Here is a 26,593-nt window from a genome sequence, read left to right as displayed (position 1 = left end):
GATCAAAGGCCGAAGATACCGGCATCCTCGTCGCCGCGGCCGCGCAGGCGGTCGATGTCCCTTCGCTCGCGCTTCGTCGGGCGTCCTGCGCCGCGGTCGCGGACGCCGATCATCGCCTGGGGCTCACGTTCGGGGGTCCGGTCCTGGTAGGCCGCCGCGGCGAGGGGAGCTCCCACGCGCTTGACGAGCAGCTGTCGCACGATCAAAATTCGGTCGAAGCCGGCGATGCGGATGCGCAGCTCGTCACCGATGCGGACGTGCTGCGCGGCCTTGACCTTGTCGCCATTCAGGCGCACGTGCCCCGCGCGGCATGCGGTCGTGGCTGCCGAACGCGTTTTATACACGCGCACGGCCCACAGCCAGCTGTCGATGCGTGCGGCGTCCATGAACAGGGTCTCCGGATGGTCATAGGGGCGGATCGGTCAGGCGCGTTCAGAGGCGAGCGCCGAGGCGGTTCCCCTTATCGTATGGTGCGGGGCAGGTCAGGACTCGGCTGTCACCTGCGTGATCTGGCCGTCTGCGCCGAGGTGCACGGCGGGCCAGTATCCCTCGGGGAAGTGCTCGCCGCACGTGTCGATCAGGTGCAGGACGACGGTTCCGTCGGCGGAGGCCTCGATCGTCTCCAGGGTGAGATCGGATGCTGCGGCGTCGAGATCGGCCTGCTCGGGCGTGCCGGTGCTGAACGCCGTGACGACGGCATCCGATGCGAGGCGGCGCAATGCGGGGAGGGCCGCGATCGTCTCGCGGACGTGCGGGACGAGCGCGCCCGCTTCGTCGGCGGTCGTTCCCTCGAGCATGAGTTCCAGTTCGACCTCGTCGACCGTCACGGCGCCGGCGTACCAGTCGTGGGTGAGTACCGTGCCGTCGCTCAACTCGGTCGTCGCGCGGCTGAGGGTGCCGAGGTCGGGGTCGTCGATGGTCGGGTGCTCGTCGCTCATGCGTCCACGCTACCTGCGCCGGGAGGAAGGTCGCGGATCATGCCGACAGGTCGAGTGCGACGAGAGGGCGACCTGGTTTGAGTTCCGCTCGCTCGGAGAAGCCTTGCGCGGTGAACGTGCTCAGTGTGCCGTGGAACAGCTCGTTGCTGTGCTGCTTCTCGCCGCGTGTGTCGACGGGGTATCCCTCGATCAGCCGCGCGCCGGAGTCGCGGGCGAACGCGACGGCAGCGCGCAGCAGCTCGCGGTTGAGTCCCGATCCGCGGTGCTCTCGGCGCACGACGAAGCAGGTGATCGCCCATACCGACTCGTCGTCGAACGGTTCGCTCGTCGCCGCAGCGATCGCACGTGTGTGCGCGAGACGTGCCTGCGGGGGACGCGGACCGACGCGGATCCACCCGGCCGCCTCGCCGTCGACGTACGCGATGATGCCCGGTGGCGGGCCCGCGTCGATCTCGGCGCGGAACATTTCGGTGCGCTCAGGAGTGGTGGTCTGATTCCAGTCCTTGTTGCGGAGCATCGGCCAGATGCACTGACAGCTGGCGCCATCGCCACCGCCGGTCAGCGCATGCTGCACGTCGTTCCACCGAGCGGTCGTGGCCAGTTCGGTCGTGATCGTCGCCATGCAGCGACGCTACGCCGAGCCTCCGACACTGTGCAACGCCCGGCCGACAGCCGGTTCGCGGACGCGGCTCGGGTCAGGCTAAGATAGGGGAGTTGCCTGCGCGAGAGTGCAGGACAACGGGCTGTGGCGCAGCTTGGTAGCGCACTTGACTGGGGGTCAAGGGGTCGCAGGTTCAAATCCTGTCAGCCCGACCAGAGAAAGGCCCGGAACTCGCAAGAGGTCCGGGCCTTCTGCACGTCCGGTCCGCCCGACGCACGGAGTCCTCAGGCCTCCTCGCCGACCGGGAGAAGTCGAAACGCCGGCGCGTACTCGGGATCGGTGATCGCCGGCCGATCGAGGCTGAACGCCTCGATGTCGTGTTCGGTGTGCCCGCGCGTGGTGAGGTCGGCGAGGATCCGTCCGACGAGGCTCGCGAACTTGCCGGCGTGCCCCGCGCCGTTGAACACGGCCACATGCGGGTGGTCGGGCAGCGTATCGAGCACGAAGTCGCGGTCGGCGGGCATGTCGTAGACGCAGGTCTTGTTCAGCAGCCTGGGCCCAGCCGCCCCTGGCAGGTGCTCGGCGAGGAAGCGGTGCAGCAGACGTGCCTCATCATCATCGCCTTCCCAGACCCGTTCATCGCCGGTGATCAAGCGTCCGCGCATGTCGCGTGCGATCTTGACGGCGGCCTCGCCGTAGACGGGGAAGCCGTAATGCACCTCGTCGCCGTGGTGGATCCAGATCGGGAACCTGTCGGGTGCGAAGTCGGCGAGATTCGGGGCCGTGAAGTAGCTCACCTGCTCCTGCGAGAGCGTGAGACGGAAGTGCAGGCCGAGATCGGGCATGAGGTCTCCGAGCCACGACGCCGCGGCCACGATGAGGTGATCCGCGTCGTATGCGCCCTCGCCCGTCGTGACCGTGACACCGCGGTCGTGCACCGCGATACCCGTCGCCGTCGTATGGGGCAGGAACTCCACCCCGTTGCTGATCGCCAGAGAGGTGTGCGCCGACACCGATCGGCGGATGTCGAGGATGCCGCCGGCGTCCTGGTAGAGGCCGACGGTGTCGTCCGAGATGCGCCACTGAGGGAATCGCTCCCGCACCTCGTCAGCGGTGAGGTCTTCGTAGGTGACGCCCGCGGCATCCATCGCCGATCTGTAGCCCTCGAGCTCCGCCGCCCCGGGCCCGCCGGCGGGCGCGAGGTCGAGGCCGCCGGTTCTCGTGTAGAGGGTCAGCCCTGACCGCTGCTCGATCTGGTTCCATGCATCGAACATCGCGTGCGTGAGCTTCGTGTAGGCCTCCCGGTGGTAGGCGTGGCGGATGATGCGCGAATGATCCCCCGAGGATCCGCGCGTGTTCACCAGTTCGAACTGCTCGATCACGAGCACACGATCCGCGCCGTGTTCGGACAACCAGTAGGCGGCGGCTGCGCCGATCGCACCCGCGCCGATGACGATGTGCGAGTACCCCCTGGTCATCTCTTCTCTTCTCTCTCATCGACGCCGGTCGTCGCCGCGAACGACTCGATGAATCGCTCCGCTGCGGCATCCACCTGTGCGGCCGGGCTCAGGAGCCGCTGCAGGAGAAGGCCCCGCAGACAGGCCGTGGCGATGAGGCTCTGTTGCGCGGCATCAGGCTCGGAGAGCCCTTCGCGGACCGCCGCCGTTTCGAGCAGTCTCGTCAGGTCGTCGAGGTCGGACACGAACTCCTCGTATGCGCCGCGCTCGTACACGGCCAGTCCGGTCAGATGAAAGAACGCCCGGCTGCGTTCGTCGTGCGCCTCGTCGGAGTAGAAGCTCCAGATCGCTCGGAAGAGGTCCACGAAGCCGAGTCCGTCCGCGGTGGCCGCGATGATGAGGTTGTCGCGACGTCGTGCCTCCGCGAGCACGGCGCTGAGAAGCGCGGGCCGGGAACCGAAGTGATACGTGAGCAGTGTGTGATGCACGCCGAGCCGCTGGGCGACCTGACGCATCGAGAGGTCGGGGCGGGGACCGTTCTCCCCGAACTCCGCGAACAGCTGCTGGAGCAGGCGTTCCCGCCCCTCGCCGACCGGTGATCTCATGAGTTCCTCCGTTGACACTTTCACCACTGGTGAGTACGTTAGCGCACAAGTAACTCACCAGTGTTGAGGAAAATGCGCGAACGGGGTCTGCATGAGCGAGTGGTGGTTGTGCGGGGGACTGGTGGCGGACGGGTCAGGCGCGGAACCGTTCCGCGCCGACATCGGCATGACCGATGGCGCCATCACCAGGATCGGGCGGGCCCCTGCCGGCGTCGTGAGTGTCGACCTGCAGGGGAAGCTGGTGACGCCCGGGTTGATCGACGCACACGTCCACCTGGGGATATCCAGTCCGATCAGAGCCCAGTTCGGTTTCCACCTCTCGACGGCCGAGATCGCCGCCGACATCTTCGCGTCGGCGTCGCAGTCGCTCGACGCGGGGTTCACCACGGTGCGCGACACCGGCGGAATCGACGGCGGAGTCGTCGACGTCATCGCCAAGGGGAAGGTTCGCGGCCCCCGGGTGATCTCCTGCGGTCCCGTGCAATGCCAGACGGGAGGCCACGGCTACTACGGAGCCGCGTGGGAGCCGACGGAGCTGTGGCACACCCATCACATCCCCGGCCTCGCCGCGCTCTCGCTCATGTCGGGAAACGCCGACGAGCTGCGCCGCAATGTGCGCGAGTCGTTCCGCCGCGGGGCGTCGTTCCTCAAGCTGTGCGTCACCGGCGGCGTGGTCGGCGGGAACGACCGGCTGGAGGACACGCAGTTCACCACCGCAGAGATCGCGGTCGCCGTGGAGGAGGCAGAGGCGCGGGGAACCTATGTCACGGTGCACGCCCACAACAACGCCGGCATCCGCAACGCGATCGAGGCGGGGGTGCGCTGTGTCGAGCACGGTACCGACGTCGACGAGCCGACCGCGCGCCTCATGCGCGAGAGAGACGTGGCACTCGTGCCCACGTTCGCCGTCGTGGAGCAGCTGATCGACACCGAGAGCATGGATCTCGACCCGGCGACGAGAGACCGGGTCGAAGGAACGCGAGAACGGATGACGTCCGCGCTCCGTGCCGCGAGGGCGGTCGGCGTGCGGATCGGCCTCGGCTCCGACCTGCTCGGCCCCGATCAGTGGCGACGGGGGGACGAGCTGCGCATCCGCGCCGAGATCGAATCGCCCATGCAGGCCCTGGTGTCCGCGACGAGCGTCAACGCCGACATCATCGGACTGGGCGACCGGGTCGGAACGATCCGCGAAGGGATGGTGGCCGATCTCGTCGTGTGGCGCGAGAACCCCCTCGAGGATCCGCGCCGGTTCGCCGACCCCGATATGGCTCTCGTCGTCGTGAAGGACGGCCAGGTGATGAAAGGCGGGCACGTGATGAAGGGACATGCACAGTGAGCGACATGCTGGGCGGCTGCCTGGCCGATACCGAGTACTTCGAGATCGAGGCGCGCTCCGGGCGACGGTACGGAGTCTGGGTGACCACGCCTCCCGGGTATGCGGAGTCCGAGGACTCGTATCCTCTGATCTACGTGCTCGACGGCAACTGGTCGGTGGGCTTGACAGCACCCCTCATCGTCACGCAGGCCGACCCCTTCCTGACGGTCGCGCCGTACGTCCAGGTGAGCATCGGCTATGCCGGGGCTGAGGCCGCGCAGTGGTCGGATCTGCGCAACCGCGATCTCGTGCCGCCGGGAGAACCCATCGGCGACGAGATGAGGACGACGCTCACGCAGCTGCGCGACGCCGGGACGCTGACACCGGAGCGATTCGAGGCGTACGTCGCGCAGCTCTCCGACACCCACGCCGACGAATTCCTGTCGTTCCTGACGGAGGAGCCGCACCCCTCGCTGCAGACGAGAGTGCGGGTGAGCGACTCCGGGCACGGGTTGTTCGGGTACTCCTACGGAGGCCTGTTCGCCCTGTACGCCTGGCTGCTCGGAGCGACACCGTTCGCCAGCTTCGGGGCGGGCAGCCCTGGTGTGGTGGGGCCGGACAGCCAGATCTTCACGCTCATCGACGCGTTGCCGGAGCGGACCGCCGCGTTCGCACAACGCCTGCATCTGACGGTCAACGAGGTCGAGACGGTGGGCGTGGTGCCCATCTACCGCCGCTTGGCGAGCCATTTCCTCGAGGTGGTGGACCGGCTGCACAGATCGGAGCGTGCGGACGACGTCTCGACGGCGCTCATGCACGAGACCCACGTCACAGGCCTCCAGGCGTCCTTCCTCAGCTATCTGAGGAACTGCCACTCCCGCTCGACGGCCGTGCCGCCGGGACTCAGCGTGCGATACCCCGCCTGAAGCCGCCGGGAAAGAACGCTCAGGAACCGGGGACCAGCTCCACCGTGTCGTTCGCGACGATCGACCCGACGGGCATGCCGATCTCCTCCCCGAGCTCAGCGATCATGCGAGCCGCCTCGGCGGCACGGCTCGACAGTGCGAACTCTCCGCCGCGGGCGACGAGGTTCTCGGCATCCCACCCGGCGACGGTCATCGCGACGCTGACGCTCGTCGCGCCCGCTTCGGTGACCGCTTTCACCGTCATGCCGGTGATCGGTGCGTCGAGTTCCGCGGAATCCGGACCGGGACCGGACCCCAGGGCGCCTGATGCCCGCAGATCCGCGAGTCCATCGAAGAGTTCCGCGAGTCGCGGGTCGGGGGTCGCGTCGCTGGTGACCTCTGCATCGTCGTAGGGCCTGCCCTCGCCCGACCAGGTGAGCATCCAGTCCACACGGCCGAACTGCTCTTCCAGGGCCGCGGACGCGACGCCTGCCCGCACCAGCTCGGCGGCATCCGAGAAGTCGCCCTCTCGCGCCGATCCGAAGGCGAACAGATTGCCGCCATCGTTGACGGAGAGGGATACCGAATCGAAGCGCTGCAGGGCCGCGGCGACGGCAGCAGCCGTGTCGGCAGTCATGGCCACCGGCGGGGCACCGAAGATCGTCGAGCGACTCGCGGTATCCACGCTCTGCACGACGCAGGGGGAATCGCCGGGCGCTGCCCATACGTCTTCGAGCACTCGAGCGAGCTCATCCTCTGCGACGTCGTCGTTCATCTGCACTCTCACAATGCAGCTCGGAGTGACGTTGATGTTCTGCTCGGTGACGGACACCGACACCTCGCCGCTGTCGCCGACGACGTCCTCCACGTGTGCGACCGCTCCCGGTGCGGCGCGCGACATGGGCGTGCAGGCGAGGACGATCGCCACGATCACGACCAGAAGAGCGCCGCTCAGCACCGCCAAGATCACACCGCGTCGACGCCCCCGAGTCATGCTCCGACCCTATCGGTCGGTCCTGAACCGCGTCCGACCCGACGCCGCTGGCCCTCAGACGAGCGCGCCGACGAGCGCCGCCAGCGCTTCTGCGTCGTGCGGCGCGTGCCCGCGGGCGTCGTTGTCGAAGTACACGTAGACGTCTCGCGGGAGGCCGTCGCTCGAGCCCGAGCCATCGGCCCAGGCGCTGACTATTCCGGCCCACTCCGCGACCTCGGCGGCGGTGTAGCCGCTGTGGTACAGCATCTGCGCGCCATGCAGCCGGACGTAGGCGAAGTCGGCCGTGAGGGCGTCGAACCGGGGCCAGCGGCCGGCCGTGTCGGCGGCGACGAGCGCGGTGCCGTGACGCTGCAGAAGCGAAAGCGCTTCCGGATCGGCGAAGGTGTCCGACCTCGGCTCGAGCGCGTGACGCAGGGGACGGTCCTCGTCGATCTCCAGCCAGGCCCGGCCGTCGAGACGCTCGTCGTGCCGTCTCGCGAGCTCGAGCGCCTCCCCGGTGGATGTCGGCAGGCTCGCGAGGAACGCCTCGACGAGGGCCGCGTCGAAGTTCTGCCGCTCCGGCAGCTGCCACAGGATCGGTCCCAGTTGGGCGCCGAGGGCGAGGACGCCGGATGCGAAGAAGTTCGCCAGCCCCTGTTCGGCGCCGCGCAGGCGGAGCATGTGCGTCACGTAGCGGGAGCCCTTGACCGCGAAGACGAAATCCTCCGGCACCTCAGACCGCCAGCGAAGATAGCTCTGCGGACGCTGCAGCGAGTAGAACGACCCATTGAGCTCCGCACTGGAGAAGTGCTCGCCGATGTATTCGAGCTCGCGACGCTGCGCGAGACCCCTCGGATAGAAGTCCCCTCGCCAGCTGGCGTACTTCCACCCGGAGACGCCGATGCGGATGCGACGGTTCGGTCGAGCTGCGGTCATGGGTGCACGATCCTCCCTGGAGGACCGACGGTAGGCCCCGGGTGAGGGCAGTAGGAGCGGGGTTGACGGACGCTGCCTGGCGCAGTACGCGGGACCACGGGGCGGGATCGGGACTGGTTGCCCTCTCGAGTCATCCGCCCCAGATGGATCGCTCGAGAGGGCCCACCGTCCTGCCCGGACGGAGGGGGAGGGCGGCGAAGATCTCGCTGCTCTCTTCGGCTGTTCTCCCCATAAGTCAGCCGGTAGCCCCCGCTACTCTGAGCAGAATATCGCTAATCCGGCTTGTCCGCCATTTGGGGGACAAAGAAATGTACGAATGTTTCTTCCGGATTTCGAGCGCTCGGTGAGAATCGCACCCGGGGTTGCCTTCGGCATGCGCGATCCTAGAGTGGATCCATGGACAGAAGGCTCGTGCTGAACGCTCACCTTGCCGTCGCGCGAGGGCACCGTGTCGACGTCATGGAGGCGGTCGACGAGGAGAGCGGGCGGGCGTCGGTGCTGCAGATCGTCGATCTCGACAGCGGCGTCCGCTACGTGCGGGACGAGACCGCACGCGGCGACGTCGTGCGCTGGTCGGGGCGCGTGCTCGACTGCACCGTCACGATCGGCACGGGAGCGCGCACGGTGCTCACGATCGACGTCGAGGGCGACGGCGCCGGAGCGACGAACGCCCGCACCGCGCTGCTCGGCGCCGATGCCGCGGTCGAAGCGGCCAAGGCCGAGGCCGACCGCTGGGGCGGATCAGGCGGAGTGCCCGAGCCGGAGACCGACCGCTTCTGGTGACCCAGTGACCCAGTGACCCAGTGACCCGCTGATCGAGGGATCAGCGGAAGTCCCTGGAACGGTGTGCGACACCGGTCCGCAGGTCTTCGAATGCGTCGGCGAGGATGTTGATCACGCCCTCGGGGGAGCGCTCCAGGATGCCGCGGATGATGAGCGCCGGCGAATCCCGAGCGATTCGGCGATAGCGCGCCCACACGCCGGTCGAGCAGATGACGTTGACCAGGCCGCTCTCGTCCTCGAGGTTGAGGAACGTGACGCCCGCCGCGGTCGCCGGTCGCTGCCGGTGCGTGACGAGTCCAGCGACCTCGACCCGACGGCCTGTCTCGTGCGACTGCAGGTCACGCGAGGAGAGCACGCCCCGATCCGTCAGCGCCGCACGGAAGTGCGCCATCGGATGGTCGTCGGTGGAGACTCCGGTCGCCCACAGGTCCGACGACAGCTGCTCGTAGCTCGACTGATCCGCGAACAGCGGTGGCTGCACCGAGACCACGGTCCCCGGCAGGAAGCGCGATCGATCCTCGGCCGCCGCCCCCGCGAGCCACATCGCCTCCCGTCGTTGCAGCCCCAGCGACTCGAAGGCCCCGGCTGTGGCCAGAGCCTCCAGCTGCGCGGCCGTGGCGTCGGTCCTCCGCACGAGATCGTGCAGGTCGCGGTAGGGGCCGTGCGCCTCGCGCTCCGAGACGATCCGCTCGGCGAGCGGGAGCCCGATGCCGCGGACGCCGCTGAGACCGAGCCTGACCGCATACCCGCCGTCGCGCCGGTGCGCCGCCGACTCGTCGGGCAGCGTCCTGTCGAAGCGAGGCGTATCCGGCTGATCGGCCGCACGGCACGAGTCGAGGCCCGTCGGCATCCGCTCCGTCGTCTCCGTGAGCGGCTCGAGGGTGTCGGTGGCGCCCGAGGCGTGCAGGTCCGGTCGGCGGACCTCCACCCCGTGACGGCGCGCATCGGACGTCAGCGTCGCCGGCGAGTAGAAGCCCATGGGCTGAGAGCGCAGGAGCCCGGCGAGGAACGCCGCGGGATAGTGCAGCTTCAGCCAGGAGCTGGCGTACACGAGCAGCGCGAACGAGAGGGAGTGCGACTCCGCGAAGCCGAAGTTCGAGAACGCCTGGATCTGCGCGTAGATGCGGTCGGACTGATCCTTCGAGAGGCCGCGCCGCGTCATCCCCGCGTAGAGCTTGTCGCGCACCTTCTCGATCTTCTCGAGACCGCGCTTGGAACCCATCGCGCGTCGCAGCAGATCGGCCTCGTCGGCCGTGCAATCGCCGATCGCGGTGGCCATCTGGATCAGCTGCTCCTGGAAGATCGGGATGCCGAGGGTCCGCTCCAGGATCGGCTTCAGATCCTCGTGCGGGTACGGGACCTCCAGCACCACCGGCTCCTCGCCCCTGGCGGCGCGGGCGCGGTTCTCCTCATCGAGCGCATCCTTCGCCATCTTCCGGCGGACGAACGGATGCACGGCCCCGCCCTGGATGGGGCCGGGGCGGATCAGTGCGATCTGGATCGCCAGGTCGTAGAACCGGCGCGGCTGCAGGCGGGGGAGCAGACCGATCTGCGCCCGGGACTCCACCTGGAACACACCGATCGAGTCGGCGCGGCAGAGCATGTCGTAGACGGCCGGCTCCTCCTTCGGCAGCGTCTCCAGCGTCCACTCCTCCCCGGTGGCATCGCGGATCAGATCGAAGCAGTGCTGCAGGGCGGCGAGCATGCCCAGGCCCAGCAGGTCGAACTTCACGAGTCCCATCCAGGCCGCGTCGTCCTTGTCCCACTGGATGACGGTGCGGTTCTCCATGCGGGCGTGCTCGACGGGGACGACCTCGCCCACCGGCCTGGCCGTCAGCACCATGCCGCCGGAGTGGATGCCGAGGTGCCGGGGAGCCTTCAGCAGCTCGCCCGCGTATTCGAGGACGTTCGCCGGGATGTCGTGCTCGTCCGCGACCTCCAACCCCGAGCTCCAGCCGTCGACCTGGCGGGACCACGCGTCCTGCTGCCCCACGGAGTGCCCGAGCGCCCTCGCCATGTCGCGCACGGCGTTCTTGGGTCGGTACTGGATGACGTTCGCGACCTGCGCGGCGCGCTCCCTCCCGTACTCGCGGTACACCCACTGGATGATCTCCTCGCGGCGGTCGGAGTCGAAGTCCACGTCGATGTCCGGCTCCTCCGAGCGGGTGGTCGCGAGGAACCTCTCGAACGGCAGTCGGTAGAGGATGGGGTCGACCGCGGTGATCCCCAGCAGATAGCAGACCGCGCTCGCCGCAGCCGAGCCGCGGCCCTGGCACAGGATGCCGCGGCGCCGCGCCTCGGCGACGATGCCGTGCACGATGAGGAAGTAGCCGGGGAAGTCCTTCTCCTCGATGACGTCGAGCTCGCGGTGGATGCGTCGGCGGCCCTCGTCGTCCAGCCGTGGGTACTTCGTCGGCACGGTCTCCCACACGAGGTGCCGCAGCCAGGTCATGGGGGTGTGCCCCTCCGGCACCTCCTGCTTCGGGAGGGCCGGCCGCGCACGGCGCAGCGGGAAAGCGGATGCCGCGGCGATCTCGAGCCCGGTGGAGATCGCCCCGGGGTAGCGGCGGAACCGGGCGGCCATCTCGGCGCCGCTGCGCAGGTGCGCGCCCCCGTGCGCGGGGAGCCAGCCGTCGAGGTCGTCCATGCTGCGCACCGCTCTGACCGCCGAGACCGCCTCGGCGAGAGCGGCCCTGTCCGGTGTCGCGTAGTGGACGTTGTTCGTCGCCACGACAGGGAGCCGCAGCCTTCGGGCGAGGTCGGCGAGGGCGTCGTTGCGGCGGGTGTCCTGCGGGTCGCCGTGGTCGAAGAGCTCGACGACCACGCGGTCCCTGCCGAAGAGGTCGACGAGATGCCGCAGCGGGGTCATCGCGTCGCCGGCCTCGAGCCCGCGGCGGACGGCGCCCTTGCGGCATCCGGTGAGCACCGTCCAGTGCCCGTCCGCCGTCGCCGCGAGCTCGTCGATGTCGTAGACCGGCCGCCCCTTCTCCCCGCCGCGGAGGTGCGCTCCCGTCATCGATGCCGACAGGCGGTGGTAGCCCTCCAGGCCGTCGGCGAGCACGAGCAGATGATCGCCCACGGGGTCGGCCGCCCCGCGCTGCGGTCCGTCGAGGCCCAGGGAGAGCTCGGCGCCGTACACGGTCTGCACCTGCACCTCCATCAGCTCCGCCACCTCGGCGAAGCGCGCCGCGCCGTAGAAGCCGTCGTGGTCGGTGAGGGCCAGCGCGGTGAGGCCGAGCCGTTCGGCCTCGGCCAGGAGGTCCTCCGGTGACGACGCCCCGTCGAGGAAGGAGTACGAGGAATGCGCGTGCAGCTCGGCGTAGGGCGCGGGGTCGGTCGGACGGGTGACCGCTGTCGGGGGGTTCCGCTTCTTCCGGGTGCTGACCGGTCCGGGGTCGGGACGGTCGAGCCGGGGTTCGGGGCCGCCGATCGGATACGGCGACTCCTCGCCGCTCAGAGTGCGCTCGAGCTCGCGCCAGGTCTGCGGGGGATTGTGCCACCCCATCAGCGGTACCGCCCCTCGGCCCACCAGCGGTCGCCGGCCGAGAAGACCAGCCACGCGCGGTCGTGGCCGTCGACGATCTGCAGTCGATGGCCTCTCTTGCCGCCGGTGCTCTCCCAGCGCCTCTCGTGGATGGGCCAGGGGCCGGCCCAGGCGCGCACCTCGTCGCCGTCGATGCGTGCGGGGACCGCGGAGAGCGCCCCTCGCTCGTCGATGCTCACCGACTCCCCGTCCGATGTCTGCACGCCGATGGGCCGAGGGGGCCGGAAGACCTCGGCGGGAAGCGGGTCGGGGAGGCTGCCCGGCCAGGGGCGATCGGGGTCGCGCGGCGCGACGGGCCGTTCGCCCCAGGGCGTGAGCACCTGGCGGTCGGCGAGCCAGCGCCCTCCGGAGAGCGCGGCCGTCACGACGCCCTGATGGCCCAGCATCGTCTGCACGCGGGAGACGGCGTGGTGGAGGCGTTCGTCCGTGCCCGAGCCGAAGAGGCCCGGCTGATGATGGGCGGCGTCGTCGACGGCTGTCGGCACGATGCGCACCATCGCGATGCCGCCGAAGGCCCGCGCCTCGTCGACGGGCTCCTTCGCCGACTCGGCCGCCAGCGCCTCGAGCTGCCAGCGCACGCGGTCGACGAGGTCCGCCGCATCGAAGCAGGTCGGGTGCAGCCACGTGCGGGAGTACACGCGCCCGTCGTCGTCGGTGAGGTCGATGCGCACCTCCGTGCACACCACAGAGGCGTCGGCCAGGGCGAGCATCACCGCATCCGAGGTCTGCCGCACCGCGAAGGCCACCTGGTCGGCGCCGGCCAGCGGGGTCTCGAACTCGATGGAGCGCACGAGCTCCGGGTCGGGCGGACGGGGCACGACCGCCCGGGAGTCCGCGCCGGCCGCGAGGGCGTGCAGCCGGGCCCCGCGCTCGCCGAAGCGGTCGCGGACCTCGATCGCGTCGAGCCGGGCGAACTCGCCGAGAGTGCGCACCCCGAGGCGGGTGAGCAGCCCCGTGAGCTGCTCGTCGCGCAGCACACCGACGGGCAGAGGATGCAGGAACTCCTCGGCACGTCCGGAGGGCACCACCGTGCAGGGGCCTGTGCCCCGGGCGGCGAGCTCTGCGGTGAAGGGGCCGTCGGCGACCCCCACGCGCACCTCGGGATACCCCGCCTCGCCGAGGATGCGGATCAGCGCGTGACCGGCTTCCGGTTCGCCGTCGTGGTAGCGCGAGATGCCCCGTGCCCGCAGCGCGGCGAGGCCGGGGCGCAGGAGGGCGGCGCCCGGTGCGTGCTTCTCGATGAGCTGCAGCACGGGCAGGAACGCCCGCTCGTCCCGGGCCGGATCGTGCGGGAGCACCCGCAGCGACGAGATGTGCCCCTGCGCGACGCGGCGTCGCTGCCCCGCGCGCACGCCGTGCTCTCGTGCCGACGCCGTGCAGGCGACCACCGTGTTGGCGTGCACGATCGCGGTGGGCGGATGCGGCGGCGCTCCGCCCAGGGCCGCGCGCAGCGGCCAGTCGGGGAACCAGAGGACCAGGACGCGCAGGGGAGCGGTCATCCGGCCACCGCCAGCGGGTACTCGGGCGGGGCCGAATCATCGTCGCGCCGGGTCGGCAGCGCGGTCAGCTCGGTGATGGTCTCCGCAGCCGTCTGCTCGGAGATCGCCTCGACGGCACCGTGGCTGCCCGGCAGGCGTACCCGCACGCTCGCGCCCATCGGGGTGTGCTTGGTGCGCGCGGTCACGGTCGCCGTCGATCCCTCGATCAGCCCCCACCCCTCGCCGATGCCCTCCCACTGCTGGTCGTGCAGGCGGATGGCGCCCTCGCTCTGCGGCCACGCACCGGAGTGCGCTGACTCGGTGACCAGCAGGGTGCTGCCTCGATCGCGCAGCCGGGCGCTCAGGCGGGAGACGTCGGCATCGCGCACCCGTCCTCCCGGCTGCACGGCGATGAGGGGTACGACCTCGGCGAGAGCGGAGGTGGCGGCGAGCCAGCGGTCGCCGGGGTCGGGGACGAGGATCAGCCGCGGCAGCTCGATCCCGAAAGCGGCGGCCGCCTCGACGCCCAGCGTGGGCATGCCGACCACCGCGCACCAGAGGCCTCGTCGGGAGGCGGCGCTGAGCAGGGCGAGCACGAGACTGGGGGAGGGCGACACCGTGTACGCGGCACCGGCCTGCAAGCCCTGATCGGGGAGCAGCGGGGCGAGGGCCTCGTCGACAGGGAGCAGGGGAAGGTCGCTGCGGCGGCGCTGCATGCGGCTGATCTCCCGGCGCAGTCGGAGCACCTCCCCGGCGCGGGAGTCTCCCGCCGGGGAGATCGTCGACATCGCATCGAGTCCGATCCCCATGCTTCCATCCTCGAATATATATTCTAATATCTCAACTGGAGGAACAACGATAGTTCGAACCTCCGACATCCTTTTCGCGAACGGTCATGTCGGAGGCCCTGACTACCCTGGGCCCATGCAGATCGAGTTCGAGAGCGCCGTCACCCGCTGGGAGAAGCGGGTCGACGACTGGTTCTTCGCGACCATGCCCGAGGAGATCTCGCGGGAGATCCGCGAACTTCCCGCCCCGCGGCGCGGCTTCGGGTCCCTGCGCGTACGCGCGCGCATCGGCGCCTCCCTCTGGAGCACGTCGATCTTCTTCGACGGGGCGGCCTTCGTGCTCCCGCTCAAGAAAGCGATCCGAGACGCCCAGGGCATCACCGAGGGCGGCGTGGTGATCGTCGACCTCGACATCATCGATCTCTGACCAGTTCACGGTTATCCACACCCGTCACGCACCGCGTCCGGGCATTCCCTAGCCTTCCCGGATGGATCCGCGTCCCGTGCTCATCGCCCTCGTGCATCTCGGCCTCCTCATCGTCGCCGCCCGGCTCGTCGTGATCGACCTCCGCACCCACCGCCTGCCCGACCGGATCGTGCTCCCGACCCTCGGCGCACTGCTGCTCCTGGTCTTCGTCGACGCCGTCCTCACGCACGACGCGGCGCCGCTGGCTCGAGGCGGGGCGGGGCTCCTCATCCTCGGCGGCTTCTACGCGCTTCTGCGTCTCCTCAGCCGCGACGGAATGGGTGGGGGAGACGTCAAGCTCGCCGCCGTGATCGGCCTGGTGCTCGGCTGGCACGGCTGGCAGGAACTCGTCGTCGGCGCCGCGGCCGCCTTCCTGCTGGGGGCCCTCTTCGCCTGCGCGCTGATGCTCCTCCGTCGCGCGAACGGTGCCACCCGCATCGCCTTCGGCCCGTGGATGATCGCCGGCGCGGTGCTCGGCCTCGCCGTGGGCTGAGAACGGAACCGAGGCGACGGCGCTATGGTGAGCACATGGCACTCGCACGACTCCACGGAGGCCCGCTCGACGGGCAGATCATTCCTCTCGACGACGACGCGGACGACAAGCTGATCGTCCCCTACAGCGAGACGCAGGTGGTGTACAACCGCCGCGGAGACGCGCAGAACACCGGCGACTCCGACGGCCCCACCGAACTGGACTACTGGTTCGACGAGTCCCTCGAGGAACTCAACCCCTCGGATGACTGATCCGCACGACCGCGCCGCGCCGTCGCGCGTCGTCGAGGTCGAGCGCAAATACGACGTCGACCTGGGAACGCCGCTGCCCGACTGGCGCGGCCTTCCCGGCGTCGACGCGGTGTCGGCCGGAGAGGTGCGCGAGCTCGACGCCCGCTACCTCGACACGGCGGATGCCGCGCTGTCGCGTTCGGGGGTGGCGCTCCGACGCCGCACCGGAGGCCCCGACGCCGGCTGGCACATCAAGGGCCCTCGTGAGGGCGACGGACGTCTCGAGATGGGGTGGCCGCTCGGAGACGACGAGTCCGTGCCGCCGGCGATCGTCGACACGCTCGCACGGTGGACGACGGCCGAGCTGACCCCGCTCGCACGCATCGAGAACCAGCGCACCGCCTACCTGCTCACCGGGCAGGACGGCGTGATCGCCGAGTTCGTCGACGACCACGTCAGAGCCACGGATCTGCGTCAGGAGGTGCGGCGCGAATGGCGCGAGTGGGAGCTCGAACTGGGGCCGGCAGCCCCCGCCGACGCCGACGGGCGCGAGGCGCTGTTCGCCGCGGCGGAACAGGCGATCTCCGCCGTGGGCGGGCGCGCAGCGGCATCCGATTCCAAGCTCGCGAGAGCACTCGGCTTCTAGGGGAGCGCAACCCCCTTCCGGCTCCGGGGCGGCTCGTGCTTGAGTGACAGGATGAGCCGTCCCGCTGTCCTCCGATCGCTGCACACGATCGTCCCCGACACCGTCCTCCCGCAAGACGAGGTGCGCGATCTGTTCGCCTCGCAGCCCGACGTCGGTCGTCTCGGCCGTCGGCTCATCGGCGCCTCCTTCAACGGATCGGGCATCGACAGCCGGCACACCGTCATCGCGGAGCTGTCGCAGGCCGTGCAGAGCGAGGACCCGACGTTCTTCGACCGCGAGTCGGGGCTGCTGCTCGCACCTGGAACCAAGACCCGCAACGAGGTCTACGTGCAGGAGGCGACTCCTCTGTTCATCGCCGCCGCCCGCGGTGCGCTCGATGCCGACCCCGACCTGCAGGCGGCCGATGTCACGCATGTCATCACGGTCTCCTGCACGGGCTTCCACGCCCCTGGGCCGGAATACGAGATCGTCCGCGCGCTGGGTCTGCGCGACAGCGTGCAGCGGTACCACCTCGGATTCATGGGGTGCTATGCGGCGATGCCCGCGCTGAAGGCCGCGAGCCAGTTCTGCGCGGCCGACCCGGAAGCGGTGGTGCTGGTGGTGAGCGTCGAACTGTGCACGCTGCACCTGCGGTCGTCCGAGGACCCCGACCTCATCGTCGCGTGCTCGCTCTTCGCCGACGGCGCCGCCGCCGGAATCGTGACCGCCCGCGAGCTGCCGACGGGGGAGCGCGGAGTGGTGCTCGACGGCTTCCACACCGCGATCGCCGAGGAGGGCGAGAAGGACATGGCGTGGACGATCGGCGACAGCGGCTTCGAGATGATCCTCTCGACGGCGGTGCCGCAGATCATCGGGGAGACGATCATCGGCGCCCTCCGGCCCCTGTACGCCCGCGACGAAGACTTGGCGGAGGCCTTCGATCAGGGTCGGGTCGGAGACCGCGTCGAGCACTGGGCCATCCATCCCGGCGGGCGCAGCATCCTCGATCGCATCCAGGATCGACTGCATCTCAGTGACGAGCAGATGTCGCCGGCGCGCGAGACCCTGCGCGAGAAGGGCAACATGTCGAGCGCGACGATCCTCTTCGTGCTCAAGCGGATCCTCGACGAGGGAGCCCGGGACGGGGCCCGCGTGGCGGCGATGGCCTTCGGGCCCGGACTCACGGCGGAGAGCGCGCTGATGACCGTGGTCGCGCCGGATGCCGCATGAACCACGACCTCTCCGTCCGAGACGTGCGCGTGCGCGAGCTCATGGACGAGGCCGAAGCCGATCTCGGGATGCTGGAGCGCACCTATGAGCGGTTCGGGATCGTGAACGCGCTCGTCTCCCGGCCGGGGCTGCTCTACCGGCGAGACATCCGTCCCCGCGCACGGCGCGGACCGGTGCGCATCCTCGACATCGGGGCGGGCGGAGCCGACGTGTGCCGCCTCGTCGCGGCCCGTCTGCGGCGCGACGGGCTCACGGGCTCGATCACCGCGCTCGATGCGGATGCGCGGGCGATCGACTGGGCCGCACGGCACGACCGCGGGGCGGGCATCCAGTACCGACACGCCCTGTCGTCGGAGCTCGTCGCCGAAGGCGCGCAGTTCGACGTGATCTTCTCGAACCACGTGCTGCACCACCTCGGCGACGGCGAGCTGCAGGGCGTACTCGACGACTCTCGGCACCTCCTCGCACCGGGCGGGATCGTGGTGCACCGCGACATCGCCCGCAGTCCGGCCGCCTACGCGCTGTTCGCGGCCGCGACCTGGCCGTTCGCGCGCACCCTGTTCCGCGGCTCGTTCATCCGCGAGGACGGTCTCATCAGCATCCGACGCTCGTATACGCCGCGCGAGCTCGCCGCAGCGGTCCCCGAGGGATGGCAGGTGCGCGGCAGGCTCCCGGCCCGACTCGAGGCGACCTGGCAGAAGACCTGACGAGACGCACGAAGACCCGGCACCGCCTGAGCGGACCGGGCCTTCGAGACGTCGTGATCAGAAGTTGATCATGTGGCCGGCGAGGCCGTGGAAGCCCTCCTGCAGGGCCTCGGACAGCGTCGGGTGCGTGTGCACGTTGCGAGCGAGCTCGAGCGCCGTGAGGTCCCACTTCTGCGCGAGCGTGAGCTCGGGCAGGAGCTCCGACACGTCGGGGCCGATCATATGCGCGCCGATGAGCTCGAGGTGCTCGGCGTCGGCGATCAGCTTGACGAAGCCGACGGGCTCGCCGAGACCGTGCGCCTTGCCGTTCGCCATGAACGGGAAGGTCGCGACCTTGATCTCGCGGCCCTCGTCCTTGGCCTGCTGCTCGGTCAGGCCGAACGACGCGACCTGCGGGGAGCAGAACGTCGCGCGCGGCATCATGCGGTAGTCGCCGAGGGTCTGGGTCTCCGCCTTGCCGATGGTCTCGGCCGCGACCACGCCCTGCGCCTCTGCGACGTGCGCGAGCTGCAGCTTCATGGTCACGTCGCCGATGGCGTAGATGCCCTCGACGTTGGTGCGCATGTGGTCGTCGATGTCGATGGCGCCGCGCTCGGTCAGCGTGACGCCGGTCTTCTCGAGTCCGAAGCCCTCGACGTTGGGCGCGAAGCCCACCGACATGAGCACCTTGTCGGCCTCGATCGACGCCTGCTGGCCGTCCTTGCCGGTGTACGAGACCGTGACGGAGGAGCCGTTGTCGACGACGCTCTCGACCTTCGTGGAGGTGAGGATGTCGACGCCGTAGTTCTTGTACTGCTTGGCGATCTCCTTCGACACGTCCGCGTCCTCGTTGGGGAGTGCACGGTCGAGGAACTCGATGATCGTGACCTTCACGCCGTAGTTCGTCATGACGTAGGCGAACTCCATGCCGATGGCGCCGGCGCCCACGATGACGATGGACTTCGGGAGCTCGCGGCTGAGGATCTGCTCCTCATAGGTCACGACGTTGTCGCTGAGCTGCACGCCGGGGAGCAGGCGCACCTTGGAGCCGGTGGCGATGATGACGTTGTCGAACGTGACCTCTTCGGTCGTGCCGTCGGACTTGGCGACCGAGATGGACTTCGGCCCCGTGAACGTGCCGCGGCCGTCGTACTCGGTGACCTTGTTCTTCTTCATCAGGAAGTGGATGCCCTTGACGCGGCCGTCCGCGACGACGCGACTGCGGTCGAAGGCCTTGCCGTAGTCGATCGTGAACTCACCCGAGATGCCGAAGAAGTCGGCCTTGTGGTTCAGCGTGTGCGCGAGCTCCGCGTTCTTGAGGAGAGCCTTGGAGGGGATGCAGCCGACGTTGAGGCAGACACCGCCCCAGTACTTCTCTTCGATGATGGCCGTGGAGAGGCCGAGCTGTGCGCTGCGGACGGCGGCGACGTATCCACCAGGACCGGCACCGAGGATGACGACATCGTAGTGAGGCATGCGTCCAGCCTATCGCTCTGACGGGGTGCCGGAATCGGGTTCCGAGGGGTCGGCGGCGGCGGTCTCGGCGTCGCGGGCACGGCCCTTCAGGGCGACCGCGATGACACCCGCGACCGCTGCGGCGAGCACGCCGGCGATCGCGAGGAGCCAGATCCAGGTGGTGGCCGATGACCCGTCCTCCGCCGCGGACGCGGAGGGCTGGGGCGTCGGCGTCGCGGCCGGAGCGGCCGTCGCCTCCGCGGACGGGGTCGCCTCGGGCGTGGCGCTCGGGTCGGGAGTGGGGGCGACGACCGTGCTGTTCGCGACGGTGAAGTCGAACTCGCCCGAGGTGGGGTGGCCGTCGCTGGAGACGATCTTCCAGATCACGTGATACGCGCCGGCCGCTGCCTCGGCGACGAGCGGCTGGGTGACGATCGCGCCGTCCACCGCGGCGGCTCCGTCGGTGACCGACGCGCCCGAGGCGTCGGTGACGACCACCTCCGTCGCGCCGTCTCCGTCGATGAGCTTGGCACTGAACGTCAGAGTGAGCGTCGTCGGGAGCGTGTCGACCGTGCTGTCCGCCTCGGGGGACGAGCCGAGGATGCTGTCGTGCGCCGATGCGGGCAGCGGCGCGGCGAACAGGAGGAACGCCGTGAGCAGTGCGGCGGCCAGAGCGACGGGGACGAGAGGGCGACGACGGGCGACGGTTTTCACACCCTCAGCCTAGGAGCGGCCGATATACGACGGCTGAGTGCCGATCCGCGCTCCCGCGAGCGCCCGCCGATCAGTTAGTCTGGACGCTTAGGAGGGCACAGTGACAGACAGCGACAGCCGACCGGGCGGAGACGCCGCGATCCACCGTTCCGGCGAGCAGAGGCACGACGTGACGCAGACGTTCGGGCACGACTCCGACCTCTCGTTCGTGCCGTTCGGCGTGGAGTTGACCGACGTCGAACAGGGCGCCATCGCGGCCCTCCCTGCGGGCTCGGCGCTCCTCCTCGTGCGTTCGGGCGCCCTCGCCGGCGCCCGCTACCTCCTCGACACCGACGTGACGACCGTCGGGCGCCACCCGGAGGCCGACATCTTCTTCGACGACGTGACGGTGTCGCGGCGTCACGCGGAGATCACCCGCAGCGGGGCGACCTTCGAGATCATCGACCAGCGGTCGCTCAACGGCACGTACGTGAACGGCGAGCGGGTCGACCGCAGCGTCCTCGTCGACGGCTCGGAGCTGCGTGTCGGCAAGTTCCGGCTGAACTTCTTCGTCTCCCCGGTCGATCGAGTCGCGGCGAACGCCTGATGGCGGCTTCCCCCGCCCGTGAACGCTCGGCGTCCGCGGGCCTTCTGAGCATCGGTCAGGTGCTCGCGAGGCTCACGCCGGAGTTTCCCGACCTGACGTCGAGCAAGCTGCGCTTCCTCGAGGTGCAGGGCATCGTCACCCCGTCGCGGACCGAGTCCGGCTACCGCAAGTTCTCACAGGCCGACATCGAGCGTCTGCGCCTCGGTCTCACGCTCCAGCGCGATCACTATCTCCCGCTCAGCGTGATCCGCGAGCAGCTCGACGAGGCGGAGGCGGGCGGGGATGCCGCGCTCACCGCCCCGCCGTCGATCGCGCCGACTCCGCGTCGGTACCGCCGTGATGAGCTGCTGTCCGCGGCGGGAGCCGGGCCGCAGCTGCTCAACGACGCGATCAGCACCGGCGTCGTCACCGCGCAGGAGACCTATCCCGAGTCGACCGTCGCGCTGATGCGCGGTCTCGTCGCTCTCGACCGGCACGGCATCGAACCGCGTCACCTCCGCTCGCTGCGGCAGAGCGCCGACCGCGAGGTCGCGCTCATCGAGTCGGCGCTGTCGGCTCTGCTGCGTCGTACCGATGCCGCATCCCGTGGCAAGGCGGGGGAGATGGCGCCGAATCTGGCAGCCAAGATCGACGAGGTGCGGTCGCACTTCGTGAAGGAAGCGATCGCGAAACTGCTTTCGTAACGAACTGATTGCGACACACCTTCGAGGTGTCGCGGATGTCGTTGCCGCTGCCGGGGGCCTGCTCTACCGTGGAGGTAACGGCTCCAGAGAGGAATTCAGATGAATGCGGACGAGCGTGCAGACGACCCGCGGTTCGTGACCGAACTCCTCTTCACCGACGGCCTGCCGGCGATGGACGATGAGGTCGGCTACCGCGGTGCGGTCGCCGCCCGTGCCGCCGGCATCACCTACCGTCAGCTCGACTACTGGGCCCGCACCGAGCTCGTCGAGCCCACCGTGCGCGGCGCGAGCGGCTCGGGCTCGCAGCGCCTGTACGGCTTCCGCGACATCCTCGTGCTGAAGCTCGTCAAGAGCCTGCTCGACACCGGCATCTCCCTGCAGCAGATCCGCACCGCCGTCGATGAACTGCGCCGTGCCGGCATCCGCGACCTCGCCGGCACCACTCTCATGAGCGACGGCGCCTCGGTCTACCTGTGCACGTCGAACGACGAGGTCATCGACCTCGTGAGTCGGGGACAGGGCGTCTTCGGCATCGCCGTCGGCAAGGTGCTGCGCGAGGTGGAGTCGACCCTGGTCGAGTTCGACCCGACCGCGCCGGACCCCGTCGACGAGCTCAGCGCCCGTCGCGCCAAGCGCTCGGCCTGATCCCGTCGGGATCGCTGGACCCCTCGGAACCGCACCGCGTACGGAGAACGCCCGCTCGATGAGCGGGCGTTTCGCGTAGGGAGAGGGCTCAGGGCCGTCGGCTCACGCCTGGGCGCCGGACTCCGAGACAGGGATACGACCGGTGCGGATGATGCGGTCGAGGAGCTGGTCGAAGTCGGCGGCGAGCTCCTGGGCGGAGTCTCCCGGCCAGATGTGCAGCGGCTTCGCCGCGCCCTGCGCCTGCTGCAGCGACGTGCGCTCCGGCAGCTGCGGCGAGAGGACGAGCGGGCCGAACATGTCACGCAGCTCCTTGATGCGGAACTGGTGCTCGATCGACTGCGGGCGCACGCGGTTCACGACGATGCCGAGCGGCTGCAGGCGAGGGGAGAGGCCTCGGCGGATCTCCTCGATCGCGCGCAGCGCACGGTCGGCTGCGGCGACGGAGAACAGGCCGGGCTCGGTGACGACCATGACACGGTCGCTGGCGGCCCACGCGGTACGCGTCAGGGCGTTGAGCGACGGCGCGCAGTCGATGAGGACGAGGTCGTAGTCGGCCTCGACCGCGGCCAGCGCCTCCTCGAGCTTCCAGACGTCGCGGACGCTCGGGTGCGGACCGTCGAAGTTGATGGCCGACGGGCTGCCGATGAGCACGTCGATGGTGCCGGGGTGCACCTTGGCCCAGCCGCTGGAGGTGATCGCCTGACGGACCACCTTCTCCTTGGGGTTGGCCAGGACGTCGGCGATGTTGAGCCGACCGGCCACCTGGATGTCCATTCCGGTGGACACATCCGACTGGGGGTCGAGGTCGACGACGAGAGTGCGGACACCGCGGGCGAAGGCCGCTGAGGCCAGTCCGAGTGTCACGGTCGTCTTGCCGACGCCTCCTTTGAGAGAGCTGACGCTGAGTACGTGCACGGACTCCACGTTACCTTCCCCTAGGCTGGGTGCACACTCAGCCCCGCCCCATGCGCGCCGATTGCGTCGCGCATCGAGCTCTCAGAGGTGTGCATGTTCCAGAAGATCCTGGTGGCGAACCGCGGCGAGATCGCGATCCGTGCCTTCCGTGCGGCAGTCGAGGTCGGAGCGAGGACGGTGGCCGTCTTCCCCCACGAGGACCGCGGCTCGGTCCACAGGCTGAAGGCCGACGAGGCCTACGAGATCGGTGAGCGGGGGCATCCGGTCCGGGCGTACCTCGACGTCGATGAGATCATCCGCGTCGCCAAGGAGGCCGGCGCCGACGCCATCTACCCCGGCTACGGGTTCCTGTCCGAGAACCCCGACCTCGCCGAGAAGGCGGCGGCGAACGGGATCGTCTTCATCGGCCCGCCGGCATCCGTGCTCGAGATGGCGGGCAACAAGGTCGAGGCCAAGCGGCACGCCGTCGAGGCGGGAGTGCCCGTGCTGCGGTCGACCGAGGCATCCGACGACGTCGACGCGCTCGTCGCGCAGGCCGAGGGGATCGGATTCCCCCTCTTCGCGAAGGCCGTCGCCGGCGGCGGCGGTCGAGGAATGCGACGCGTCGAGTCCGCAGCGGAGCTCGCGCCCGCGCTGGCAGAGGCGATGCGCGAGGCGCAGAGCGCCTTCGGCGACCCGCGGATGTTCCTCGAGCAGGCCGTCGTGCGGCCGCGGCACATCGAGGTGCAGATCCTCGCCGACAAGACCGGAGAGACCGTTCACCTGTTCGAGCGCGACTGCTCGGTGCAGCGCCGGCACCAGAAGGTCGTCGAGATCGCGCCCGCCCCGAACCTCGACGACGACGTGCGCACCGCGCTGCACGGCTACGCCGTGGCGTTCGCCCGATCGATCGGCTACGAGAACGCCGGCACCGTCGAGTTCCTGCTGGAGACGGCGGGGGAGCGCTCGGGCGAGGTCGTCTTCATCGAGATGAACCCCCGCATCCAGGTCGAGCACACGGTCACCGAGGAGGTGACCGACGTCGACCTCGTGCAGAGTCAGATGCGCATCGCGGCGGGACAGAGCCTCGCCGACCTCGGCCTGCAGCAGCAGGACCTGCACCTGCGTGGCGCCGCCCTGCAGTGCCGCATCACGACCGAGGACCCGACTCAGGGCTTCCGGCCGGACACGGGCAAGATCACCACCTACCGCTCGCCGGGCGGAGCAGGCATCCGTCTCGACGGCGGTACGGTGCACCAGGGCGCGCAGATCAGCCCGCACTTCGACTCGATGCTCGCGAAGCTCACCTGCCGCGGTCGCGACTTCCCGGCGGCGGTCGCGAGGGCGCGTCGCGCTCTCGCCGAGTTCCGCATCCGCGGTGTCTCCACGAACATCCCCTTCCTCCAGGCTCTGCTCGACGACCAGGCGTTCATCGCGGGTGACGTGAGCACGTCGTTCATCGACGAGCGACCCGAACTCCTGCGCGGGCGGGCGTCCAAGGACCGCGGTACGAAGATCCTGAACTGGCTCGTCGACGTCACGGTCAACAAGCCGCACGGCACGCATCCCGGTGTGATCGATCCGCGCGCCAAGCTCCCCGCGATCGACCTCTCGACGGAGCCGGTCGCGGGTTCCCGGCAGCGGCTGCTCGAGCTCGGACCGGAGGGGTTCGCGCGCAGTCTGCGCGAGCAGAGCGCTCTCGCGATCACCGACACGACGTTCCGCGATGCGCACCAGTCGCTGCTCGCCACCCGCGTCCGCACCCGCGATCTCGCCGCCGCCGCCCCCTACCTCGCGCGACTGACGCCGGGACTGCTCTCGGTCGAGGCCTGGGGAGGGGCGACCTACGACGTCGCGCTGCGCTTCCTCGGCGAGGACCCGTGGGAGCGCCTCGACACGCTGCGGGCCGCCCTGCCGAACATCGCCATCCAGATGCTGCTGCGAGGGCGGAACACCGTCGGGTACACGCCGTACCCCGCGGCGGTCACCGACGCGTTCGTGCAGGAGGCCGCGGCCAGCGGCATCGACATCTTCCGCATCTTCGACGCGCTGAACGACGTCGGTCAGATGCGGCCGGCGATCGACGCCGTGCGAGGCGCAGGCACCGCCGTGGCCGAGGTCGCGCTGTGCTACACGGGCGACCTGCTTAATCCCGCCGAGAACCTCTACACGCTCGACTACTACCTGCGCCTCGCGGAGCAGATCGTCGACGCCGGCGCGCACGTCATCGCCATCAAGGACATGGCCGGTCTCCTGCGTCCCGCCGCTGCGGCGAAGCTCGTCACGGCGCTCCGAGAGCGCTTCGACCAGCCCGTGCACCTGCACACTCACGACACTCCCGGCGGGCAGCTCGCGACCCTGCTCGCCGCGAGCGCCGCGGGCGTGGATGCCGTGGACGCGGCATCCGCTCCGCTCTCCGGCACCACGAGTCAGCCGTCACTGTCGTCGCTCGTCGCGGCCCTCGCCCACACCGAGCGGGACAGCGGCATCGATCTCGCCGGGGTCTCGGACCTCGAGCCGTACTGGGAGGCCGTGAGGCGCCAGTACGCCCCGTTCGAGTCCGGCCTGCCCGGACCCACGGGGCGCGTGTACCACCACGAGATCCCCGGGGGTCAGCTGTCGAACCTCCGCCAGCAGGCGAAGGCTCTCGGCCTCGCCGACGATTTCGAGCTCATCGAGGACATGTACGCGGCAGCCGACCGCATCCTCGGCCGCGTGCCGAAGGTCACCCCGTCGTCGAAGGTGGTGGGCGACCTCGCCCTGCACCTCGCCGCCGTGAAGGCGGACCCGGCGGACTTCGAGGCGAACCCCGAGAAGTACGACGTACCGGATTCGGTCGTCGGCTTCATGGCGGGGGAGCTCGGCGACCTGCCGGGCGGATGGCCGGAGCCGTTACGTTCCAAGGTGCTGGCCGGCCGCTCGGTCCGGACCGGCCTCACCGACATCTCCGCGGACGACGAGCGGGCCCTCGGCGGGGAGAGCGCCGAACGGCGCGAGCGCCTCAACACACTGCTCTTCCCCGTCCCGGCCAGGGAGTTCGCGCAGATGCGCGAGCTGTTCGGCGATCTCTCGGTGCTGGACACGGCCGACTACCTCTACGGCCTCGTGCAGGGGCAGGAGCACCTCGTCGAGATCGACCGCGGCGTGCAGCTGTACGTCGGGCTCGAGGCCATCGGTGACGCTGACGAACGCGGCATCCGCACCGTGATGACGACGCTCAACGGTCAGTTGCGCCCGGTGTTCGTGCGCGATCGATCCGTGGTGGTCGACGCGCACGAGGTCGAGAAGGCCGACACCTCGGTGCCCGGTCAGGTGGCTGCTCCGTTCTCCGGTGTCGTCACGCTCAAGACCGAGGTCGGAGCGTCGGTGGCAGCAGGGGAACCGGTCGCGTCGATCGAGGCGATGAAGATGGAGGCCGCCATCACCGCCCCCGTCGCCGGCGTCGTGGAGCGCCTCGCCATCGGCGAGACGCAGCAGGTCGACGCGGGAGACCTTTTGGTCGTCATCCGTTCGGCGCACTAATCTTGTGCGGGCGAGGGCCGCGCTCGCTGCAGCGCTCCCGA

The 26,593-nt window shown here is 69.8% G+C and carries 26 protein-coding genes and 1 tRNA gene; 14 read left to right on the top strand and 13 right to left on the bottom strand.

The window, feature by feature from the left end; all coding sequences use genetic code 11:
* Nucleotides 1-2: 2 nt before the first annotated feature.
* The 3 genes from RAC69_RS03985 to RAC69_RS03975 form a co-directional block, all read right to left on the bottom strand.
* A complete protein-coding gene (locus RAC69_RS03985) occupies nucleotides 3-386 on the bottom strand; it encodes an RNA-binding S4 domain-containing protein (RefSeq protein WP_375085239.1) in 384 nt (127 codons plus the stop codon).
* Between the two features lie 96 nt (nucleotides 387-482).
* Nucleotides 483-938 (bottom strand): hypothetical protein, encoded by a 456-nt coding sequence (locus RAC69_RS03980; protein WP_375085238.1) that lies wholly within the window; start codon nucleotides 936-938, stop codon nucleotides 483-485.
* 37 nt (nucleotides 939-975) lie between these two features.
* A complete protein-coding gene (locus RAC69_RS03975; RefSeq protein ID WP_375085236.1) occupies nucleotides 976-1,560 on the bottom strand; it encodes a GNAT family N-acetyltransferase in 585 nt (194 codons plus the stop codon).
* A 117-nt stretch (nucleotides 1,561-1,677) separates the two neighbouring features.
* Between RAC69_RS03975 and RAC69_RS03970 the strand changes: the two genes are divergently transcribed.
* A tRNA-Pro gene (locus RAC69_RS03970) sits at nucleotides 1,678-1,754 on the top strand.
* 69 nt (nucleotides 1,755-1,823) lie between these two features.
* Here the strand turns inward: RAC69_RS03970 and solA are convergent.
* Both solA and RAC69_RS03960 read right to left on the bottom strand, forming a co-directional pair.
* Nucleotides 1,824-3,017, bottom strand: a complete 1,194-nt coding sequence (solA, locus tag RAC69_RS03965) for an N-methyl-L-tryptophan oxidase (RefSeq protein WP_375085234.1) — start codon at nucleotides 3,015-3,017, stop codon at nucleotides 1,824-1,826.
* Complete coding sequence (locus tag RAC69_RS03960; protein ID WP_375085233.1) at nucleotides 3,014-3,601, bottom strand: TetR/AcrR family transcriptional regulator; 588 nt, start codon at nucleotides 3,599-3,601, stop codon at nucleotides 3,014-3,016. Before RAC69_RS03960 ends, solA begins: the two co-directional genes overlap by 4 nt.
* Before the next feature lie 91 nt (nucleotides 3,602-3,692).
* Here RAC69_RS03960 and RAC69_RS03955 point away from each other — a divergent pair, with 91 nt between their 5' ends.
* Nucleotides 3,693-4,937, top strand: coding sequence for an amidohydrolase family protein (locus tag RAC69_RS03955; protein WP_375085231.1), 1,245 nt, complete (start codon nucleotides 3,693-3,695; stop codon nucleotides 4,935-4,937).
* Between the two features lie 5 nt (nucleotides 4,938-4,942).
* Nucleotides 4,943-5,842: an alpha/beta hydrolase gene (locus RAC69_RS03950; protein ID WP_375085304.1), complete on the top strand. Its 900-nt coding sequence runs from the start codon at nucleotides 4,943-4,945 to the stop codon at nucleotides 5,840-5,842.
* Nucleotides 5,843-5,861: 19 nt separating this feature from the next.
* Here RAC69_RS03950 and RAC69_RS03945 read toward each other — a convergent pair whose 3' ends face one another.
* Both RAC69_RS03945 and RAC69_RS03940 read right to left on the bottom strand, forming a co-directional pair.
* Nucleotides 5,862-6,815 carry a hypothetical protein gene (locus RAC69_RS03945; protein WP_375085229.1) on the bottom strand — a complete coding sequence of 318 codons (954 nt, stop codon included), beginning with the start codon at nucleotides 6,813-6,815 and terminating at the stop codon, nucleotides 5,862-5,864.
* Nucleotides 6,816-6,869: 54 nt separating this feature from the next.
* A complete protein-coding gene (locus tag RAC69_RS03940) occupies nucleotides 6,870-7,730 on the bottom strand; it encodes a DUF72 domain-containing protein (RefSeq protein WP_375085227.1) in 861 nt (286 codons plus the stop codon).
* Between the two features lie 396 nt (nucleotides 7,731-8,126).
* Between RAC69_RS03940 and RAC69_RS03935 the strand changes: the two genes are divergently transcribed.
* Entirely contained in the window at nucleotides 8,127-8,513 is a 387-nt protein-coding gene (locus RAC69_RS03935; RefSeq protein ID WP_375085226.1) for a hypothetical protein, read from the top strand.
* Between the two features lie 40 nt (nucleotides 8,514-8,553).
* Here RAC69_RS03935 and RAC69_RS03930 read toward each other — a convergent pair whose 3' ends face one another.
* From RAC69_RS03930 to RAC69_RS03920, 3 genes are read right to left on the bottom strand one after another with little or no spacing between them, the layout of a single operon-like run.
* Complete coding sequence (locus RAC69_RS03930; RefSeq protein ID WP_375085225.1) at nucleotides 8,554-12,018, bottom strand: error-prone DNA polymerase; 3,465 nt, start codon at nucleotides 12,016-12,018, stop codon at nucleotides 8,554-8,556.
* The gene (locus RAC69_RS03925) at nucleotides 12,018-13,556 is read right to left on the bottom strand and encodes a DNA polymerase Y family protein (RefSeq protein WP_375085223.1); all 1,539 of its coding nucleotides are present in this window, start codon (nucleotides 13,554-13,556) and stop codon (nucleotides 12,018-12,020) included. Before RAC69_RS03925 ends, RAC69_RS03930 begins: the two co-directional genes overlap by 1 nt.
* Entirely contained in the window at nucleotides 13,553-14,344 is a 792-nt protein-coding gene (locus RAC69_RS03920) for a hypothetical protein (RefSeq protein WP_341934039.1), read from the bottom strand. Before RAC69_RS03920 ends, RAC69_RS03925 begins: the two co-directional genes overlap by 4 nt.
* 115 nt (nucleotides 14,345-14,459) lie before the next feature.
* On the opposite strand from RAC69_RS03920, the gene RAC69_RS03915 reads away from it, so the two are divergent.
* The 6 genes from RAC69_RS03915 to RAC69_RS03890 all read left to right on the top strand — a co-directional run bounded on the left by RAC69_RS03915 (nucleotide 14,460) and on the right by RAC69_RS03890 (nucleotide 18,074).
* Nucleotides 14,460-14,750 (top strand): DUF1905 domain-containing protein, encoded by a 291-nt coding sequence (locus RAC69_RS03915; RefSeq protein WP_375085221.1) that lies wholly within the window; start codon nucleotides 14,460-14,462, stop codon nucleotides 14,748-14,750.
* Between the two features lie 61 nt (nucleotides 14,751-14,811).
* A complete protein-coding gene (locus RAC69_RS03910; RefSeq protein ID WP_375085219.1) occupies nucleotides 14,812-15,282 on the top strand; it encodes a prepilin peptidase in 471 nt (156 codons plus the stop codon).
* A 35-nt stretch (nucleotides 15,283-15,317) separates the two neighbouring features.
* On the top strand, nucleotides 15,318-15,533 hold the full coding sequence (locus RAC69_RS03905) for a response regulator (protein ID WP_341934042.1): 216 nt from the start codon (nucleotides 15,318-15,320) through the stop codon (nucleotides 15,531-15,533).
* The gene (locus RAC69_RS03900) at nucleotides 15,526-16,158 is read left to right on the top strand and encodes a CYTH domain-containing protein (RefSeq protein WP_375085218.1); all 633 of its coding nucleotides are present in this window, start codon (nucleotides 15,526-15,528) and stop codon (nucleotides 16,156-16,158) included. The genes RAC69_RS03905 and RAC69_RS03900 overlap by 8 nt, the downstream gene beginning before the upstream one ends.
* A gap of 51 nt (nucleotides 16,159-16,209) precedes the next feature.
* The gene (locus RAC69_RS03895) at nucleotides 16,210-17,367 is read left to right on the top strand and encodes a type III polyketide synthase (RefSeq protein WP_375085216.1); all 1,158 of its coding nucleotides are present in this window, start codon (nucleotides 16,210-16,212) and stop codon (nucleotides 17,365-17,367) included.
* On the top strand, nucleotides 17,364-18,074 hold the full coding sequence (locus RAC69_RS03890) for a methyltransferase domain-containing protein (protein WP_375085215.1): 711 nt from the start codon (nucleotides 17,364-17,366) through the stop codon (nucleotides 18,072-18,074). Before RAC69_RS03895 ends, RAC69_RS03890 begins: the two co-directional genes overlap by 4 nt.
* Nucleotides 18,075-18,131: 57 nt before the next feature.
* Here the strand turns inward: RAC69_RS03890 and lpdA are convergent, their stop codons facing one another.
* Complete coding sequence (gene lpdA / locus RAC69_RS03885) at nucleotides 18,132-19,529, bottom strand: dihydrolipoyl dehydrogenase (protein WP_375085213.1); 1,398 nt, start codon at nucleotides 19,527-19,529, stop codon at nucleotides 18,132-18,134.
* A gap of 9 nt (nucleotides 19,530-19,538) precedes the next feature.
* Nucleotides 19,539-20,222 (bottom strand): copper resistance protein CopC, encoded by a 684-nt coding sequence (locus RAC69_RS03880; protein ID WP_375085211.1) that lies wholly within the window; start codon nucleotides 20,220-20,222, stop codon nucleotides 19,539-19,541.
* Nucleotides 20,223-20,322: 100 nt separating this feature from the next.
* Here RAC69_RS03880 and RAC69_RS03875 point away from each other — a divergent pair, with 100 nt between their 5' ends.
* From RAC69_RS03875 to RAC69_RS03865, 3 genes are all read left to right on the top strand, one after another.
* Entirely contained in the window at nucleotides 20,323-20,808 is a 486-nt protein-coding gene (locus RAC69_RS03875; RefSeq protein WP_375085210.1) for an FHA domain-containing protein, read from the top strand.
* Nucleotides 20,808-21,491, top strand: coding sequence for a MerR family transcriptional regulator (locus RAC69_RS03870; protein WP_341934049.1), 684 nt, complete (start codon nucleotides 20,808-20,810; stop codon nucleotides 21,489-21,491). The genes RAC69_RS03875 and RAC69_RS03870 overlap by 1 nt, the downstream gene beginning before the upstream one ends.
* 99 nt (nucleotides 21,492-21,590) lie before the next feature.
* A complete protein-coding gene (locus RAC69_RS03865; protein WP_096715689.1) occupies nucleotides 21,591-22,136 on the top strand; it encodes a MerR family transcriptional regulator in 546 nt (181 codons plus the stop codon).
* A 102-nt stretch (nucleotides 22,137-22,238) separates the two neighbouring features.
* On the opposite strand, the gene RAC69_RS03860 is transcribed toward RAC69_RS03865, so the two are convergent.
* Complete coding sequence (locus RAC69_RS03860; protein ID WP_341934050.1) at nucleotides 22,239-23,051, bottom strand: ParA family protein; 813 nt, start codon at nucleotides 23,049-23,051, stop codon at nucleotides 22,239-22,241.
* 93 nt (nucleotides 23,052-23,144) lie between these two features.
* Between RAC69_RS03860 and RAC69_RS03855 the strand changes: the two genes are divergently transcribed.
* Nucleotides 23,145-26,552, top strand: a complete 3,408-nt coding sequence (locus RAC69_RS03855) for a pyruvate carboxylase (RefSeq protein WP_375085207.1) — start codon at nucleotides 23,145-23,147, stop codon at nucleotides 26,550-26,552.
* The last annotated feature ends 41 nt before the right edge of the window (nucleotides 26,553-26,593 follow it).

The organism is Microbacterium sp. LS_15 (assembly GCF_041954735.1).
GTDB lineage: Bacteria > Actinomycetota > Actinomycetes > Actinomycetales > Microbacteriaceae > Microbacterium.
This window is presented reverse-complemented; position numbering and strand designations above follow the sequence as displayed.

Excerpts from the sequence above, each read along its gene's own strand:
- RAC69_RS03985 (WP_375085239.1), bottom strand. The coding sequence starts at position 386 with ATGGACGCCGCACGCATCGACAGCTGGCTGTGGGCCGTGCGCGTGTAT.
- RAC69_RS03980 (WP_375085238.1), bottom strand. The coding sequence starts at position 938 with ATGAGCGACGAGCACCCGACCATCGACGACCCCGACCTCGGCACCCTC.
- RAC69_RS03975 (WP_375085236.1), bottom strand. The coding sequence starts at position 1,560 with ATGGCGACGATCACGACCGAACTGGCCACGACCGCTCGGTGGAACGAC.
- solA (WP_375085234.1), bottom strand. The coding sequence starts at position 3,017 with ATGACCAGGGGGTACTCGCACATCGTCATCGGCGCGGGTGCGATCGGC.
- RAC69_RS03960 (WP_375085233.1), bottom strand. The coding sequence starts at position 3,601 with ATGAGATCACCGGTCGGCGAGGGGCGGGAACGCCTGCTCCAGCAGCTG.
- RAC69_RS03955 (WP_375085231.1), top strand. The coding sequence starts at position 3,693 with ATGAGCGAGTGGTGGTTGTGCGGGGGACTGGTGGCGGACGGGTCAGGC.
- RAC69_RS03950 (WP_375085304.1), top strand. The coding sequence starts at position 4,943 with ATGCTGGGCGGCTGCCTGGCCGATACCGAGTACTTCGAGATCGAGGCG.
- RAC69_RS03945 (WP_375085229.1), bottom strand. The coding sequence starts at position 6,815 with ATGACTCGGGGGCGTCGACGCGGTGTGATCTTGGCGGTGCTGAGCGGC.
- RAC69_RS03940 (WP_375085227.1), bottom strand. The coding sequence starts at position 7,730 with ATGACCGCAGCTCGACCGAACCGTCGCATCCGCATCGGCGTCTCCGGG.
- RAC69_RS03935 (WP_375085226.1), top strand. The coding sequence starts at position 8,127 with ATGGACAGAAGGCTCGTGCTGAACGCTCACCTTGCCGTCGCGCGAGGG.
- RAC69_RS03930 (WP_375085225.1), bottom strand. The coding sequence starts at position 12,018 with ATGGGGTGGCACAATCCCCCGCAGACCTGGCGCGAGCTCGAGCGCACT.
- RAC69_RS03925 (WP_375085223.1), bottom strand. The coding sequence starts at position 13,556 with ATGACCGCTCCCCTGCGCGTCCTGGTCCTCTGGTTCCCCGACTGGCCG.
- RAC69_RS03920 (WP_341934039.1), bottom strand. The coding sequence starts at position 14,344 with ATGGGGATCGGACTCGATGCGATGTCGACGATCTCCCCGGCGGGAGAC.
- RAC69_RS03915 (WP_375085221.1), top strand. The coding sequence starts at position 14,460 with ATGCAGATCGAGTTCGAGAGCGCCGTCACCCGCTGGGAGAAGCGGGTC.
- RAC69_RS03910 (WP_375085219.1), top strand. The coding sequence starts at position 14,812 with ATGGATCCGCGTCCCGTGCTCATCGCCCTCGTGCATCTCGGCCTCCTC.
- RAC69_RS03905 (WP_341934042.1), top strand. The coding sequence starts at position 15,318 with ATGGCACTCGCACGACTCCACGGAGGCCCGCTCGACGGGCAGATCATT.
- RAC69_RS03900 (WP_375085218.1), top strand. The coding sequence starts at position 15,526 with ATGACTGATCCGCACGACCGCGCCGCGCCGTCGCGCGTCGTCGAGGTC.
- RAC69_RS03895 (WP_375085216.1), top strand. The coding sequence starts at position 16,210 with ATGAGCCGTCCCGCTGTCCTCCGATCGCTGCACACGATCGTCCCCGAC.
- RAC69_RS03890 (WP_375085215.1), top strand. The coding sequence starts at position 17,364 with ATGAACCACGACCTCTCCGTCCGAGACGTGCGCGTGCGCGAGCTCATG.
- lpdA (WP_375085213.1), bottom strand. The coding sequence starts at position 19,529 with ATGCCTCACTACGATGTCGTCATCCTCGGTGCCGGTCCTGGTGGATAC.
- RAC69_RS03870 (WP_341934049.1), top strand. The coding sequence starts at position 20,808 with ATGGCGGCTTCCCCCGCCCGTGAACGCTCGGCGTCCGCGGGCCTTCTG.
- RAC69_RS03865 (WP_096715689.1), top strand. The coding sequence starts at position 21,591 with ATGAATGCGGACGAGCGTGCAGACGACCCGCGGTTCGTGACCGAACTC.
- RAC69_RS03855 (WP_375085207.1), top strand. The coding sequence starts at position 23,145 with ATGTTCCAGAAGATCCTGGTGGCGAACCGCGGCGAGATCGCGATCCGT.